Origin of the sequence: Skermanella mucosa (genome assembly GCF_016765655.2) — a bacterium.
GTDB classification, from domain to species: domain Bacteria; phylum Pseudomonadota; class Alphaproteobacteria; order Azospirillales; family Azospirillaceae; genus Skermanella; species Skermanella mucosa.
Genome location: NZ_CP086106.1, coordinates 2,535,661 through 2,551,546, shown reverse-complemented (window position 1 = coordinate 2,551,546; position 15,886 = coordinate 2,535,661). Strand labels below are relative to the sequence as shown.

The 15,886-nt window shown below is 64.1% G+C and carries 16 protein-coding genes; 6 read left to right on the top strand and 10 right to left on the bottom strand.

What is annotated here, in order from left to right:
- Positions 1-118: 118 nt before the first annotated feature.
- The 3 genes from JL100_RS11565 to folK form a co-directional block, all read right to left on the bottom strand.
- Positions 119-2,287 (bottom strand): RelA/SpoT family protein, encoded by a 2,169-nt coding sequence (locus tag JL100_RS11565; protein ID WP_202679712.1) that lies wholly within the window; start codon positions 2,285-2,287, stop codon positions 119-121.
- Positions 2,288-2,386: 99 nt separating this feature from the next.
- A complete protein-coding gene (rpoZ, locus tag JL100_RS11560; RefSeq protein ID WP_202679713.1) occupies positions 2,387-2,851 on the bottom strand; it encodes a DNA-directed RNA polymerase subunit omega in 465 nt (154 codons plus the stop codon).
- A 75-nt stretch (positions 2,852-2,926) separates the two neighbouring features.
- On the bottom strand, positions 2,927-3,382 hold the full coding sequence (gene folK / locus JL100_RS11555) for a 2-amino-4-hydroxy-6-hydroxymethyldihydropteridine diphosphokinase (RefSeq protein ID WP_323378542.1): 456 nt from the start codon (positions 3,380-3,382) through the stop codon (positions 2,927-2,929).
- 199 nt (positions 3,383-3,581) lie between these two features.
- Between folK and JL100_RS11550 the strand changes: the two genes are divergently transcribed.
- Positions 3,582-4,166 carry a LabA-like NYN domain-containing protein gene (locus JL100_RS11550; protein ID WP_158048089.1) on the top strand — a complete coding sequence of 195 codons (585 nt, stop codon included), beginning with the start codon at positions 3,582-3,584 and terminating at the stop codon, positions 4,164-4,166.
- 164 nt (positions 4,167-4,330) lie between these two features.
- Here JL100_RS11550 and JL100_RS11545 read toward each other — a convergent pair whose 3' ends face one another.
- From JL100_RS11545 to dapA, 3 genes are all read right to left on the bottom strand, one after another.
- Positions 4,331-5,500, bottom strand: coding sequence for a zinc-dependent alcohol dehydrogenase (locus JL100_RS11545; protein WP_202679715.1), 1,170 nt, complete (start codon positions 5,498-5,500; stop codon positions 4,331-4,333).
- A 58-nt stretch (positions 5,501-5,558) separates the two neighbouring features.
- Entirely contained in the window at positions 5,559-6,047 is a 489-nt protein-coding gene (smpB, locus tag JL100_RS11540) for an SsrA-binding protein SmpB (RefSeq protein ID WP_202679716.1), read from the bottom strand.
- A 64-nt stretch (positions 6,048-6,111) separates the two neighbouring features.
- Positions 6,112-6,987 (bottom strand): 4-hydroxy-tetrahydrodipicolinate synthase, encoded by an 876-nt coding sequence (gene dapA, locus JL100_RS11535; protein ID WP_202679717.1) that lies wholly within the window; start codon positions 6,985-6,987, stop codon positions 6,112-6,114.
- Positions 6,988-7,074: 87 nt separating this feature from the next.
- On the opposite strand from dapA, the gene JL100_RS11530 reads away from it, so the two are divergent.
- The 3 genes from JL100_RS11530 to JL100_RS11520 are packed head-to-tail and all read left to right on the top strand — an operon-like array spanning position 7,075 to position 10,783.
- A complete protein-coding gene (locus JL100_RS11530; protein ID WP_202679718.1) occupies positions 7,075-9,033 on the top strand; it encodes a lytic transglycosylase domain-containing protein in 1,959 nt (652 codons plus the stop codon).
- 4 nt (positions 9,034-9,037) lie between these two features.
- The gene (locus JL100_RS11525) at positions 9,038-9,721 is read left to right on the top strand and encodes a haloacid dehalogenase type II (RefSeq protein ID WP_202679719.1); all 684 of its coding nucleotides are present in this window, start codon (positions 9,038-9,040) and stop codon (positions 9,719-9,721) included.
- A gap of 39 nt (positions 9,722-9,760) precedes the next feature.
- On the top strand, positions 9,761-10,783 hold the full coding sequence (locus tag JL100_RS11520) for a threonine ammonia-lyase (protein WP_202679720.1): 1,023 nt from the start codon (positions 9,761-9,763) through the stop codon (positions 10,781-10,783).
- A 58-nt stretch (positions 10,784-10,841) separates the two neighbouring features.
- Here the strand turns inward: JL100_RS11520 and JL100_RS11515 are convergent, their stop codons facing one another.
- The gene (locus JL100_RS11515) at positions 10,842-11,033 is read right to left on the bottom strand and encodes a hypothetical protein (RefSeq protein ID WP_202679721.1); all 192 of its coding nucleotides are present in this window, start codon (positions 11,031-11,033) and stop codon (positions 10,842-10,844) included.
- A gap of 171 nt (positions 11,034-11,204) precedes the next feature.
- Here JL100_RS11515 and JL100_RS11510 point away from each other — a divergent pair, with 171 nt between their 5' ends.
- Together JL100_RS11510 and JL100_RS11505 are read left to right on the top strand one after the other, a co-directional pair.
- Positions 11,205-11,375 (top strand): hypothetical protein, encoded by a 171-nt coding sequence (locus JL100_RS11510; protein ID WP_202679722.1) that lies wholly within the window; start codon positions 11,205-11,207, stop codon positions 11,373-11,375.
- Between the two features lie 122 nt (positions 11,376-11,497).
- The gene (locus JL100_RS11505) at positions 11,498-12,157 is read left to right on the top strand and encodes a class I SAM-dependent methyltransferase (RefSeq protein ID WP_202679723.1); all 660 of its coding nucleotides are present in this window, start codon (positions 11,498-11,500) and stop codon (positions 12,155-12,157) included.
- Here the strand turns inward: JL100_RS11505 and JL100_RS11500 are convergent, their stop codons facing one another.
- The 3 genes from JL100_RS11500 to JL100_RS11490 form a co-directional block, all read right to left on the bottom strand.
- Entirely contained in the window at positions 12,158-13,534 is a 1,377-nt protein-coding gene (locus JL100_RS11500; RefSeq protein WP_202679724.1) for a sensor histidine kinase, read from the bottom strand.
- 87 nt (positions 13,535-13,621) lie between these two features.
- Positions 13,622-14,554: a DHH family phosphoesterase gene (locus JL100_RS11495; RefSeq protein ID WP_202679725.1), complete on the bottom strand. Its 933-nt coding sequence runs from the start codon at positions 14,552-14,554 to the stop codon at positions 13,622-13,624.
- Positions 14,555-14,742: 188 nt separating this feature from the next.
- Positions 14,743-15,657, bottom strand: a complete 915-nt coding sequence (locus JL100_RS11490; RefSeq protein ID WP_228421208.1) for a VOC family protein — start codon at positions 15,655-15,657, stop codon at positions 14,743-14,745.
- Between the last annotated feature and the right edge of the window lie 229 nt (positions 15,658-15,886).

Genomic DNA, 15,886 nt, shown 5'->3' with positions numbered 1-15,886 from the left:
GACGGATCAGTCTATCGGGGCAGGACGTCGTTGCAATGCGGCGGCAGCGGCGGATGTGGCTCCAAGGGCGCGCTGCCGCCGCGTTCTTCGTCCTATATGGAGGCGGCGACGCGTTCAGTCACCGTCCGCGTGCCCGATCGACCGAATTGATCACCGGAGTTGCCCGGAGCGCCGCGATGATGTTGGTCAGATGCTTGACGTCCTTGACGTCGATGTCGATCAGCATCTCGAAGAAATCCGTGTTGCGGCTGGTGATCTTCAGGTTGGTGATATTGCCGCCGTTCTTGCCGATCACGGTGGACAGGGTTCCCAGGCTGCCCGCTTCGTTCGCGATGATGACGTTGATGCGACCGACATGCTCCTCGGCCGCCTCTCCGCCGCTGTCCCAGCCGACGTCGATCCAGCGCTCCGGCGTATCGCTGAAGCTTTCCAGCGTTTCGCAGTCTATCGTGTGAATGGTGACGCCCTTGCCGGTGGTCACGATCCCCACGATACGGTCACCCGGCAGCGGATGGCAGCAGCCCGCATAGTGTACCGCCATGCCGGGAATCAGGCCGCGGATCGGGAGGGGGATGTCCTTCTTGTGCTTGTGCCGGGCGGACCGGCTGATCGGAACGACCTTGTCGTCGCGCTCCGACGCCGGCTTGTGGCCGGGGAAGACCGCGTTGAAGACTTCGCGCGCCGACTGGAGCCCGGCGCCGACACTGGCGAACAGGTCGTCCACGGAGGACGCCTGGAAGATCTTCACGACACCTTCGACCGCCTTGTCGGAAAACTCGTAGCCCTCCTGGCGGAACAGCTTCTGAAGCAGGGCCTTGCCGAGATCGATGTATTGCGAGCGCTGCTGCGTCCGGATGAACCGGCGAATGCGCGCCCGCGCCTTCCCCGTGACGACGAAGCGTTCCCAGGTGGGGGACGGCGTCTGGGCCTTGGAGGTGAATATCTCCACCTGATCGCCGTTCTGCAGCTGGCTGCGCAGCGGCAGCATCCGCCCGTTGACCTTGGCGCCGACGCAGGTGTCGCCGATCTGGCTGTGAACCGCATAGGCGAAGTCGACCGGGGTGGCGCCGCGCGGCAGCGCGATCAGGTCGCCCTTGGGCGTGAAGCAGAACACCTGGTCCTGGAACAGCTCCAGCTTGGTGTGCTCCAGGAACTCCTCGGGCTTCTGCGCATGTTCCAGGATATCGAGCAGTTCGCGCAGCCAGCGATACTGGCGGCCTTCCGTGCGCTGGTGGTTCTGCTTGTAGGCCCAATGGGCGGCGACGCCGAGTTCTGCCACCTCGTGCATGTCGTCGGTGCGGATCTGCACCTCGATCCTCTGGCGCTCCGGCCCGATCACCGAGGTATGGATGCTGCGGTAACCGTTGGGCTTGGGAGTCGAGATGTAATCCTTGAAGCGGCCCGGCACGACCGGATAGCGGGCATGGATCACGCCCAGCCCCTGGTAGCACTGCTCGACCGAATCGACCATGACGCGGAACGCCATGATGTCGGAGAGCTGCTCGAAGGCCACGTTCTTGCGCTGCATCTTGCGCCAGATCGAGTAGGCTGTCTTCTCCCGGCCGGTGACCGTCGCGTCGGGCAGGCCATGCTCGGCCAGCGTATGGCGCAGTTCGTCGAGGACGCGGCCGACCAGCCCGCCCTCGGACGTACGCAGGAAGGCCAGGCGTGCGAGGATGCTGTCACGGGCGTCGGGATTCAGCTCGGAGAAGGAGAGATCTTCCAACTCGTCCTTCATCTTGTGGATGCCGATGCGCTCGGCAAGCGGTGCGTAGATCTCGAGCGTCTCGCGGGCGATCCGCTTCCGCTTCTCGGGGTCCCGCAGATAAGACAGGGTGCGCATGTTGTGGACGCGGTCGGCCAGCTTGACCAGCAGGACCCGGATGTCCTCCGACATGGCAAGCACCAGCTTGCGGAAGTTTTCCGCCTGCTTGGCCTGGTCGGTCTGTGTCTCGATGTTCTGAAGCTCGATCCGCGACAGCTTGGTGACGCCGTCGACGAGGCGAGCGATATCGGCCCCGAACAGGCGCTGCACATCCTCCAGCGTCGCGACGGTGTCCTCGACCGTGTCGTGCAGCAGGGCCGTCACGATCGAAGCGCTGTCCAGCTTCATCTGGGTGAGGATGCCGGCGACTTCCAGCGGATGGGAGAAGTAGGGGTCGCCGTTGGCCCGCGTCTGTGAACCATGGGCACGCATGGAGAAGACGTAAGCGCGGTTGAGGGCATCCTCATCCGCGCTCGGATCATACGCCTTGACTCGCTCGACTAGCTCGTACTGCCGGATCATCGACCATCACCCACGGCAAACGACGGCGTCATGAATTCGATCTCGCACACTCGTACGGCGATCCTCCCGCGATCCGAGACCCGAATTCCCGGCCGGCCCTTACTCGTAGGCCTTGCCGACATCGTCGACGTCACGGTCGACCAACTGGCCTTCCTCGCTGTCGATGTCGACGCCCGGCTCCTGCTCCATGTCGGCGAGCACGTCGTCACCCTCCTCCACGTCGCCGTCGGCACCCAGGTCGTCGCCGCCCAGGTCATCGTCGCCCACCGTCATCTGCTGGGCCCAAGCCTGCTCGCCGGCCATCAGCTCGACGATGTCGTCCTCCGGCTCGTCGGCCTCGACAACCTTCTGGTGGCCGCGGATCAGCGCGTTCCGCAGTTCGTCCAGGCCGATCGTTTCGTCCGCGATCTCGCGCAGCGCCACGACCGGGTTCTTGTCGTTGTCGCGGTCGATCGATAGCGGAGCACCCGTGGCGACGTCCCGCGCCCGCTGGGCGGCCATCATGACCAGCTCGAAACGATTTGGAATCTTGATGACGCAGTCTTCAACGGTTACGCGTGCCATAAGGGGCAAACTCCAACAATATGCCAAGCTATTCTATATACGGTTTGGGTAGGGTCGAAGCAAGTGCGAGACGTATCAGGCGTCCGGTTCCGCGCGCTGGTCGGCGGGAAGCGCCGCGATCAGGTCGGGCAGGCTGATCCCCGTCGACGGATGCTTCCAGTCCGGCGCGATGTCCGAAAGCGGAAGCAGGACGAACGCCCTTTCGTGCATCCGGGGGTGGGGAAGCGCCGGCGGTGTCGCCCCATCTGTTACAAGATCGTCATATGCGACGAGGTCCAGATCCAGGATTCGGGCTTCGTTGCGGATGTTTCGGGTCCGCCCGAATTCCGCCTCGACTTCGTGCAGTATTGAGAGAAGATCGGCAGGCCTTAGCCCTGTAGCGACCGCAATCACGCCGTTAACAAACCAAGGTTGATCTGAGACCGGAACTGGTGCCGTCCGGAACCAGCGCGAGCGAGCGACCACAGAGATTCCGCGGTCTTGCAGCGCACCTATCGCAGCTTCGCATATGTCTTGGGATGAGCCATACACATCACTGGAAAGGTTTGATCCTAATGCGATGAAAATCACTTTTGTCGTGGCCTCAAGGGAACCTCTTGTCTGCTTGGAAGCATTGCCCTATCTCTACATCGTGGCCAATGCGGCATTAAAGACCTTCCTGCCTGGCGAGCGAAGCGGGATAAGAAATTGGCCGGTGCGTGACAACCATTATAGTCCAAAAGGTACTCAGATGATATTCTATCAAGAAGAACGCATCGCAATGTTCATAGACGGTGCAAATTTATATGCCGCGGCGAGAGCCCTAGGCTTCGATATCGATTACAAACGCCTTCTTGACCTGTTTGCATCCAAAGGACGCCTTGTCCGTGCCTTTTACTATACCGCGCTAGTCGAAGATCAGGAATACTCCCCGATCAGGCCGCTGGTGGATTGGCTCGATTACAATGGTTACACCATGGTAACAAAGCCGACGAAGGAATTCACCGACGCATCGGGACGGCGCAAGATCAAGGGGAACATGGACATCGAGCTCGCCATCGACGTGATGGAGATGGCTGAGCATGTGGACCATATCCTGCTGTTTTCCGGCGACGGAGATTTCAGGCGGCTGGTCGACGCCGTTCAGCGGAAGGGAGTGCGGGTCTCGGTGATCAGCACCGTCCGCAGCCAGCCGCCCATGGTCGCCGACGAACTGCGCAGGCAGGCCGACAATTTCATCGAACTCCAGGATCTGTCGCCGTCGATCGCCCGGGTCCACCAGCATCGCGACCCGCCGTCCAACGATCCGCACAGCAACCTTTACGAGACTGCCTGAACGATCTTCAACCTATCGTTTCGGCATCTTTCAGGCCAGCCTCTCCATGAACGAAAAACCGGACCGGGGGTCGACCCCCGGTCCGGTTTTTCGTTTCACAGGCCTAAACCAGCTACGCTCCGCTCCGGTCTTCACCAACGGGCAAATACCGGCGAAGGTGACGCTCAGGGTTTAAGGACGACCTTGATGCAGTTGTCCTTCTTCTCCCGGAAGATCCGGTAACCTTCGGGCGCCTGGTCGAGGGGCAACTTGTGGGTGATCACGAAACTGGGGTCGAGATCACCCTCCTGGATGTGCTTCATCAGGCGTGGCAGGTACTTGTGGACGTGGGTCTGACCCATCCTGAACTTCAGGGACTTGTTGAAAGCTGCTCCCATGGGGATCTTGTCCACCACGCCGCCATAGACGCCCGCCAGCGAAACGGTCCCGCCCTTGCGGCACGCCAGGATCGCCTGTCGCAGCACATGGGCCCGATCGGTAGTCATGAAGGCGGCGAACTTGACCCGATCGTAGACCGCGTCGACACTTCCGCCTCCATGGGCCTCCATGCCGACGGCATCGATGCAGCTGTCCGGACCGCGCCCGCCGGTGAGTTCCATCAGGCGATCGTGAACGTCCTCCTCGTCGAAATTGATCGTGATCGCCCGCCCGTCGCGCGCCATGGCAAGCCGTTCGGGAACGCGGTCGATCGCGATCACCCGCTCCGCCCCGAGAAGATAGGCGCTACGGATCGCGAACTGCGCGACCGGACCGCAACCCCACACCGCGACCGTATCGCCGGGCTGGATGTCGGCATTCTCGGCCGCCATGTAGCCGGTCGGGAAAATATCGGTCAGGAACAGGACCTGATCGTCGCTGAAGCCATCGGGCACCTTGAAAGGTCCGACATCGGCGTAAGGCACGCGGACATACTCGGCCTGTCCGCCGGCATAACCGCCGAACAGGTGGGTGTATCCGAACAGCCCCGACGGCGATTGCCCCATGACCTTGGACGTCATCTCCGAATTGGGATTGGAGTTGTCGCACAGTGACCAGAGGTCATGGTCGCAGAAATAGCAGTGCCCGCAGGCGATGGTGAACGGAATGACGACTCGGTCTCCGACCTTCAGCCGTCCAGGCTCCTTACCGACCTCGACCACCTCCCCCATGAACTCGTGGCCCAGGATGTCGCCGGATTTCAGCGAGGGGATGTAGCCGCCGTACAGGTGCAGGTCCGACCCGCAGATCGCCGTCGACGTGATCTTGACCACCGCGTCCCTGGGATTCAGGATCTTGGGATCGGGCACGGTGTCGACCCGGACATCTTCCTTGCCATGCCAGACCAGTGCGCGCATCGGAGTCTCCTTTGTCTTTCCGTTGGAGGCTCCAACCGGGTTCGGCTGGTATGGTTCCTTAATCCGCGTCCTTCCCCCTGCTGCGCATCACCCGAGCCTTGTCGCGCTGCCAGTCGCGCTCCTTCTCCGAGGCGCGTTTGTCCACCTTCTTCTTGCCCCGGGCAACCCCGAGTTCGACCTTGGCGATGCCGCGCGCGTTGAAGTAGATCGACAACGGGACGATCGTGACGCCCTCGCGCTTGATGGCGCCCATCAGGCGGTTCATCTCCCGCTTGTGGACCAGCAGCTTCCGCGGCCTCTTGGGCTCGTGCTGATAGTACTGGCCGGCGAGCTGGTATTCCGGAATGTAGGCGTTTACCAAGTACAATGCGCCGTTCTGTTCGCCCGCATAGGATTCGTTGATGCTGGCTTTGCCGGCGCGGAGCGACTTCACCTCCGTGCCGACCAGCATGATCCCCGCCTCAAGCGTTTCATCGATAAAGTAATCGAACCGGGCACGGCGGTTCTGAGCCGCGATCCGGCCCGAGACGGGCCCCGGCTGAGCCATGATTATTCCTCTACTTTCTTCTTCCTGCCACGCAGGTTGTCTTACGCCGTGCCGCCGAACGTGCTCAGTTGAGCACGCCCGCCTTCACCATGGCCTCGCGCACGGCCGTCCGCGTCGCATCCGTCACCGGGACCACGGGCAACCGGACTTCCTCGGAGCAGAGGCCCAACAGGCTGGCCGCGTACTTGACCGGTGCCGGACTGGTCTCCAGGAACAGGGCGTGGTGAAGCGGCATCAACTGGTCGCGCAGCCGCTCGACGGTCGGCCTGTCGTTAGCGGTCCAGGCGGCATGAAGCTGGCTGCACTGGGCCGGAGCGACGTTGGCGGTCACCGAGATGCAGCCGTGCCCGCCCTGCGCCAGATAGCCGACGACAGTGGCATCCTCGCCGCTGAGCTGGCAGAATTCCGGCCCGATTTCGACACGGGTCCTTAACGGTCTGGTCAAGTCCGCCGTGGCATCCTTGACGCCGACGATATTGGGAAGCTTCGCGAGACGTGCCATTGTGGCGACCGTCATATCGATCACGCTGCGACCCGGTATGTTGTAAATGATGATCGGAATTTCTACAGCGTCGTGGATCGCCTTGTAATGCTGATACAGACCTTCCTGCGTGGGCTTGTTGTAATAGGGCGTGACGGTAAGCACGGCCTCCGCGCCCGCCTTCTTGGCGTGACGCGTGAAGGCGATCGCCTCCGCCGTCGAGTTGGAGCCTGCGCCCGCGATGACCGGCACACGGCCGGCGGCCGCCTCGATGCACAGCTCGACGACGCGCATGTGCTCCTCATGGCTGAGGGTCGGGGACTCGCCGGTCGTCCCGACCGGCACCAGCCCGTTGGTTCCCTGCCCGATCTGCCAATCGACGAAGGACTGGAAGGCTTTCTCGTCGACTTTCCCGTTCTTGAAAGGCGTCAAGAGCGCGACGATGGACCCCGAAAACATACCGACCTCCGTACCGGCACAAGAAATAAGGCAGGCACATTAGCCGCAGCGGACTGGTACGGCAAGTGCGCCCGCCCCGCCCATGCGATGGTAATCGCCCTGGTGCTGGCCCTGTCCGTCGCGGCCGGTGCCTGGATGCCAGGCGCGTCGGCCGCCGAATTGGACGAACGCGACCTGACACTCTACCGCACCGCGTTCAGGGCGGCGGAGAGCGGCCGCTGGGACGAAGCAATGGCCCTGGCTTCCCAGGCCGAGGAACCGCTGCCGGCCAAGGCCATCCAGTGGCTCGACATGGCGCGCCCCGGCACCGCCGCGAGCTTCGAGTCCATCGCCGCCTTCGTCCGCGGCAACCCGGAATGGCCGAACCTGAACACCCTGCGCCGGAACGCGGAAATGGCAATGCCGCTCTGGATGCCGTCCGCCGACGTGAAGGCCTGGTTCGAGGCCTATCCTCCGCTGACCGGCGGCGGCACCTTGCGCTATGCCACGGTGCTGCTGAATGACGGCAAGACCGCGCAGGCCGCCGAACTGGTTCGTGAGCGCTGGGTCGCCGGCGGCTTCGGCCAGACGGAGGAGCAGGATTTCCGCTCGCGTTTCGGCAACCTGCTGCGCCCCCGAGACCATCTGGCCCGGTTCGACCGGCTGATGTGGGACAACGAAGAGTCGGCCGCCCGCCGCATGCTCCCCCTGGTCGGCAGCGGGCACCAGGCGCTCGCGGAAGCGCGGTTCCATCTGGCAGGCATGAAGCGGGGCAATGTCGACGCCTTGATCAACAATGTGCCGCCCAGTCTGCGCAACGACCCGGGGCTGCTCTACGAGCGCGCACGCTGGCGCCGACGGAAGGACCTCGATGCCGGCGCGCTGGAGATCCTGATGGACAAGCCGGCCGAACTGGGCCGTCCGGCGGCGTGGTGGACCGAGATGCATATCCTGGCCCGGCGCTCGATCGAGCGCGGCGCCTATGCGGAGGCCTACCGTATCGCCTCCAATCACGGGCAGCGGGACGGCTTGCCGATGGCCGAAGCCGAGTTCCTGTCCGGGTGGCTGGCGCTCCGCTTCCTGAACAGGCCGCAGCAGGCGCTGAAGCATTTCGAGCGGCTGTACGCCGGTGTCAGCGCGCCGATCAGCCGGTCCCGGGGAGCCTACTGGGCGGGACGCGCCGCCGAGTCCCTGAAGCAGGCGGACGAGGCGCGCAGGTGGTACGGCTTGGCTGCCCAGCATGTCATGACCTTCTATGGACAGCTTGCCCAGCAGCGCCTGCAAGCACCAGCCGCCGGCGCCCTGCCCGCCGAAGCACGGCCATCGGCCGATGCGGTCGCGGCGTTCGGACGGCGGGAGTTGCCGAGGCTGGCCCGGATGCTGAACCGCATCGACCCGGTGGCCGACCGGGAGGGGATCTTCGTCCGCCGGATGGGGTCGAACGCCAAGACTGCCGAGGAGTACGCCCTGGTCGCCGGGCTGGCGCGGGAGATCGGCCGGGCCGACCTGGCGGTCGCCGTCGCCAAGCAGGCGGTGCAGGACGACGTCACGCTGTCCGATGCCGGTTATCCCGTGGTCGACATGCCGCAGCTCGGCTGGCTGGAGCCCGCGCTGGTCCATTCCCTGATCCGGCAGGAGAGCACCTTCAACCAGAATGCCGTCAGCCCGGCAGGCGCCCGGGGCCTGATGCAGCTGATGCCGGCGACCGCCAGGCAGGTCGCGAACCAGTTGGGCATGGAGCACACCAACGGCCGGCTGACGGCCGACCCGGAGTACAATATCGCGTTGGGCAGCGCCTACATGAGGGAATTGCTGGACCGCTTCAACGGATCCTACATCCTTGCCATAGCGGGCTACAACGCCGGTCCTGGACGGGTGCGCGAGTGGCTTCAGGCCAACGGGGACCCGCGGGCCGAAGGGGTGGACGTGATCGACTGGATCGAGTTGATTCCGATCTACGAGACGCGCAACTATGTCCAGCGGGTGATGGAGGCTCTCCACGTCTATCGCGCCCGCATGAACGGCGGTACGGCGAGGCTGCTGCTGGAGGAGGATCTGAGACGGTGACACCATGCTGACCGGCATCGCGGCCTGCGTCTTCGACGCCTATGGCACCCTCCTGGATGTCCGGTCGGCGACCGGCCGTCTGGCCGGCGAGATGGGAGACAAGGCCGACCAGGTCGGCGCCGTCTGGCGCACCCGGCAGCTCGAATACACTTGGCTGCTGAGCCTGATGGGAGAGCATCGGGACTTCTGGCAGGTTACCGGGGACGCGCTGGACTACGCGCTCGATGCCTCCGGACTCGACGACCCGGGGCTCAAGCACCGCTTGATGGAACGTTACCTGTCGCTCGACTGCTATCCGGATGTCGCCCCGGTCCTGGCGGAATTGCGGCTGGCGGGGCTGAAGACCGCGATCTTGTCGAACGGAACGCCCGAAATGCTGGCTGCCGGCATCGAGAGCGCCGGGATCACGGACAGCCTGGACGCCGTGCTGTCGGTCGAGGAGGTCGGTGTTTACAAGCCGCACCCCTCGGTCTATCAGCTCGCCTGCGAGCGGCTCGGCATGGCCCGGGAGCGGATCTGCTTCGTGTCGTCCAACGGGTGGGATGTCGCCGGAGCCGCACATTTCGGCTTCCAAACCGTGTGGCTGAACCGGCTCGACCAGACAAGGGACCGGCTGCCGGGCCCGCCGAAGCTCGTGATGCGCAGCCTGGACCGCCTGCCCGGCCTTGTCGCGCGTGGGGATGCCTGAACGGTCCCGCCGCCTTCCGTCACCAAGGGTTTCCCCTCTATGTCATTCAACTCCCCGACTCTCGATGCCGGCCACCTGCCCGGTTACGCCGACATCGTGGCCGCCGCCGGGCGGCTGGCCGGGCGCGCCGTCCTCACCCCGCTGCTGGAGTCCCCCCTCCTCAACGACGCTCTGGGATGCAGGCTTCTGGTCAAGGCCGAAGTGCTTCAGCGCACGGGCAGCTTCAAGTTCCGAGGCGCCTATAACCGCATCAGCCTGATCCCCGAAGCGGAGCGCCCGCGCGGGGTGGTGGCGTTCTCCTCCGGCAACCATGCACAGGGCGTAGCCGCGGCGGCCAGGATGCTCGGAATCGGGGCAACCATCGTGATGCCATCGGACGCGCCCGCGATCAAGGTCGCCAATACCCGGGGTTGGGGTGCCGAAGTCGTGCTGTACGACCGCTGGACGGAGGACAGGGAGGCGATCGGTGCGCGGATTTCGGCGGAGACGGGCGCCACCTTGGTACGGCCGTATGACGATCCCTACGTCATGGCCGGACAAGGCACGATCGGCCTGGAACTGGCCGACCAGGCGGCAGCTTTGGGCGCCCAGCCCGATATGGTGCTGGCGCCCTGCGGAGGCGGCGGAATGATCAGCGGGATCGCCCTTGCCCTGGCGGAGCGGCTGCCGGAAACCGCGGTCCATTCCGTGGAGCCGGAGGGCTTCGACGATACGCGCCGGTCGCTGGCCGACGGAAGGCGCCTGTCGAACGACCCGGGCGCCGTATCGTTCTGCGATGCGCTTCTGGCGGCCCAGCCGGGGGAGCTGACCTTCGCGGTCAACGCGGCGCACCTGTCGGAAGGATTCGCCGTCTCCGATACCGAGGTCTGCCGCGCGATGTCGGTGGCTCGGGACCATTTGAAGCTGGTCGTGGAACCGGGTGGCGCCGTGGCACTGGCGGCAGTGCTGGCCGGCAGGATACCCGCGCCGGGCAAGACGATCGCCGTTGTATGCTCCGGCGGCAACGTCGACCCGATCGTCTATGAAAGGGCCCTGGCTATCGCTCACGATGTCCCGGGCTGAGGGATCAGGGCGGGGACCATCGGTCTCCCGCCCTTTGGCGCAGTTCTGATCCGGGACCTCAGTCCGCGGCTTCGATCCGCTCCCGGTCGTTGGCGATCACCCAGGTCGTCACCAGTTCCGCCATCATTCCGGTCTTGCCGCATTTCGGGCATTCCGCCGCCAGCGCCGGACGGCGCTGAACGAACGGACCCCCATGGGCGCAACCACAGTCCACCAGATAACCGCCGGGGCGGCGTTCGATGATTTTCATTGCATTTCCTCCATCCGGGAGCACCAACGGATGAGAGAGCGATTCCGCTCCAATTCCCGGATGGCTAAACCGTCAGTACATATGCTTACAGACGTAATCGCTCTCCCGTCCTGCCGGGTGAACGTCCATATTCTTCGAAACAGAACGGCTTTCCGGCAGGCGATTTGCGTCATGGACGACACCAAGAGCACGAATGTCAGCCCCTATCTGCTGCGACCGCTGCGAAAGCTCGAAGAGGTCATGGCCAAACGCCACGAGGACCAGAAGCGGAAGACCACCCGCTGCCTTCCTTCCCTGACGCGGGATGGACGATACGTCCTGATCCTCGGAGGGAAGAGCTGACAGGACGTTCCCGTTACTTTCCCGGGACCGGATGGTATTAAAAGGTTCATTTGCCTTATGTTCCAGCACCGAGTATCCGCACCCGATCCGTTGAGATGATCTCCAGCGAAGGGTGATGGGCGGTGAGTTACGAAAAGTATGAGCGGATTGCTCCTCTTTACGACGTGCTGGACAAAGCCTACGAAGTTTCCTGGAAGCGGCGGCTACGCAACGATGTATTCCGCGACGCCGGCGGCATGGTGCTGGACGCCGGGGCCGGAACGGGATGCAACATCCCCTTCTATCCCAGGAACGCGCGGGTCATCGGCGTCGACAACAGTCCCGGCATGCTGGTCAGGGCCCGGAAGCGCGCCGCCAAGGAAGGCGTCGCCGCCGAGTTCCTGGAGATGGACCTCACCAGGACCAGGTTTCCGGACAACCATTTCGACGTCATCGCCGCGACGTTCGTGTTCTGCGTCCTGCCGGAGGAGCTTCAGCTCCCGGTATTGCGTGAGATGCACCGCATCTGCAAGCCGACAGGAACGATCCGCATCCTGGACTATACGATGTCGAAGAAGGCGCCGGTCCGCCTGATGATGCGCGTCGTTTCGCCCTGGCTGAACTTCGCCTTCGCGGCGCGCTATACCGCGCAGTACGAATCCTATCTGCCGGAAGCCCGCCTGACCCCGGTCAGGAACGATTTCGTCATGGGTGACGTCGTGAAGCTGCTGGTGTTGAGCCCGGAAGGGAAGCAAACCGAAAACGCCTCCCAGCGGGAATTCGCGGCACTGCGCCGCGGGTGATCATCGGCTGGCCAGGGACGGTGCCGCCTGCCGGAGAATTCTGGAGACCGGCAGGTGGACCGTCACGCGCGTGCCCACGCTGGGCGTGCTGGCGATCAACAGTCGCCCGCCATGCAGTTCGACCAGCGAGTTCGTGATCGGCAGACCCAGTCCCGTCCCTTCGTATCTCCGGCTCAGGTCGGATTCGATCTGGGTGAACGGCTCCAGGGCCATGGCGATCTCGGCTTTGGTCATCCCGATCCCCGTATCGGCGACCGTGATGTCCAGTCCGCCATCGGGCGCCACGGCGGCGGAAACGGTGACGCTGCCTCCGCGCGCCGTGAACTTGACCGCGTTGGACAGCAGGTTCAGCAGGACCTGCTTCAGCTTCATGGCGTCCGCCAGGACGTGAGGTAGATTCTCCTGGATCTCCTGGGTGATCCGAACATCGGCGCTCTCCGCGCGCCCGATGACGACCCTCACGGATGCCGCGATGATCTCTGCTATGTCGCCGATGTCCTCGTAGAGCTCCATCTTGCCGTCCTCGACCTTGGAATAGTCCAGGATGTCGTTGATCACCGTAAGAAGATGACGCCCGCCATCGCGGATATCGCGGGCGTACTCCGTGTAGAGCGGCTGTCCGGTCGGGCCGAAAGCCTCGTCGGCGATGATCTCGGAGAACCCGATGATCGCGTTCAGCGGCGTGCGCAGTTCATGGCTCATATTGGCCAGGAACTGGCTCCGGGTGCGGTTCGCAAGCTCCGCCTGCTCCTTGGCCCGGCGCAGGGCCGCCTCGGTTCGCCGATGATCGGAGATGTCCCGCATGGTCAGCAGGACCAGCGAGTCGGGTTGGCAGGCCATCGGCACGCCGCAAGCCTCGACGCAAAGCGGGGCGCCGTCGAACCGCGAAAGCCAGATCTCGCACGGGGCAACGGCCTCCCCGGCGAGAAGGGCCGCTTCGATGCGATCCCGAACCTCCCGCGCCGTGACGGCGTCGACGAGGTCCAGCACCGGGCGGGCGAGAAGGATATCGGCCGACGCGACGCCGACCATGCGGATGCCGCTGTCGTTGACATAATCGACTCGCCCGTTGCGGCTGATCAGGATCAACTCCGGCAGGGCCGAGACGATGGAAGCGTAGAGACCTTCACCGACCGGCGGGGCCGCTTCCGGCGCGGTCGCCGCGCGGCTCAGCCGCTGCCGCAGCCGGAACAGCATTGCCGTCGCCGCAATGGCGACCGCGATCAGGATGGTGATGAGAGGGGCTGCGAAGGCTTCGAGCAGATCCAGGGCCAGAAGGCCCTGCGTCGCTCCGACGGAAACGCAGATGAGCAGGGCTCCATGGAGCGCTGCGCGACGGACGGTACCTCCATGAGGACCGACAGGAACCGTCTCCATCGAAGTGCCGTCCTTCAAGCTTCACAATGGGACCTGCCAAGCCTAGGCTCGACAAGTTGATAATTTGCTAAGTGTCTGGAAACTGCTTCATTTAAAGGTAGAAAGTCGTTCTATAAGCTCTCTCTTGACGATTTCCGCACGGTCATTGGTTACTTGGCAGGTTCCGGCCGCCTCATGACCGCCACCACCATACTCGAGCATGAGAGGGCCGACCGCGACCGGCGACGTGCGGTCCAGGATCGACTTGCCCACCGCGAAAACCGTGTTCTGCTGCTTCACGCCCCACAGGACATGCATGGAGATCCTGCAGCCCGGGTATAGCGCGTAGACCATGAAGCGGTTCCCGGCGTGGATGGTCTCCTCCGCCCGCAGGTCCAGGACGACCAAGTCCTGGTGAACCACCGCGATGCGGGCGACCTGCTGCCTGAAAAGCTCCTCCTGGGCGAAGTAGAGCTCGACCCGTTCGGCGACGTCGGGCAGAGCCAGGATACCGTCGATGTCGTGGCTCCGGCACCGGTCGATCAATTCCATCATGAGCTGGTAGTTGGAAATCCGGAAATCCCGGAAGCGTCCGAGCCCGGTCCTCGGATCCATCAGGAAGTTCAACAGCGTCCAGCCGGCCGGACGCAGGATGTCGTCGATCCCATAGTCGGCCGAATCCGCCTGATCGACCGCTCTCATCATCTCCCCGGAGATCCCCGCGAACCTTTCCGCCCCGCCATAGTAGTCGTACACGACCCGGGCGGCCGAGGGTGCCTTGGGATCGATGACATGGTTGGAATGCTGGCCGACCCGCCTGGTCTCGCTGAGATGATGGTCGAACGCCAGATGGACGCCGGGCACGTAAGGCAGGTTGGTGGTGATATCCAGGGGACCGATGGAGATCACGCCATCCTGCATGTCCTTGGGATGGACGAACTTGATCTCGTCGATCATGTCCAATTCCCGAAGAAGGACCGCGCAGACGAGGCCGTCGAAGTCGCTTCTGGTGACCAACCGGAACTTCCGCCCGCCCATCATGCACCTGCCCCTGGAACCTCTTTTCGGATTACCACTTATGATCATATCCACGGGCGCGGTCAAGCCGCCGTCCGCCATGTCCAGCGGCGGTACGGACGGCGGGATCGGATACCAGGAACACCAGGGGATCGCAAAGGAGGGGAGAGGCCCTTGTCACCGGGATATGCGGACCTCTCCCGCGTGCCCTCTCAGCGGGCGGGTGCCACCAGCGAGAACATCGCGCCCTGCGGATCCACGCAGTTCACGATCCAGCTCCCGCCCGGCACCTCCATCGGGCCGTTGAGGATCTGGCCGCCGCCCGCCATCACGCGCGCCACGGCCGCGTCGATTTCGGGCACATTGAAGTAGAATATCCAGGCCGGCACAGGCATCGCCTCGGGCTTGTTCATCATGCCGCCGATCGGAGCTCCGCCTGCCGAGAAAAGCTGGTAGATGCCCATCAAGCCCATGTCGATGCCATCCGCCTTGGTCCAGCCGAACTGCCCGGAATAGAAGTCGAATGCCTGCTCCCAATCCACCGCGCACAGCTCGTTCCAGCCCACATGGCCCGGTGCTCCATCGGAGGCCGCGGGCCGATTGCCGCCCGTCGGCTTGAACAGCATGAACACGGCGCCCTGCGGATCGGCGACGACGGAGAAGCGGCCGACCTCGGGGATATCGGAGGGTTGCTTCCAGACCCGGCCGCCGGCGGCAACCAGGGAAACCGTTGCGGCATCCACATCCGCGACGCCGATATAGCCGAGCCAGGCGGGTCGGCCACCGGCCGCCCGGGCTTCCTCGGGCAGAGGCATGATCCCGGCGACCCGCTCCTCCCCCGGGCCGACCAGCGTATAGGCGCCGGGTTCCCCCCAGTCCTGGGAGTTCCAGCCGACCACGGCCCGGTAGAAGGCGATGGCCGACTCCGTGTCGTCGGTCATCAGCTCATGCCATACGAAGATGCTGGGCGAAGTGGACATGATCCCGCTCCTTGATGAAGTTAAACCGCCCGAGATGAAGTGCCCTTCATGTGTCCGGTCGCGCTCACCTGTGTCGATCCCGGCCCCTGATGATCGATTCGTATCTTCAAGTTGTCCCAAATGCTCGGGACGGTCAATGTCGGCCATCACAGTGCGGCAGTCGTCCATCCGGCAACGGCAAGCGTTTGCCGATGCCCAAGGGAACGGGAACGCGCGCCGGGTGCCCTACGTCCTGCTGACAAACCGTCGCAGGACGCCTTCCATCCGCGCGGAAGGTGAACATGGGATGGCTCAAGGTGCTGGTCCGGCGCGAGGGTTTGATTGTCAGGCCCGCACCCACGTTGCAAAACCCTGGCGGCTTTGCTTCTATCTCCGG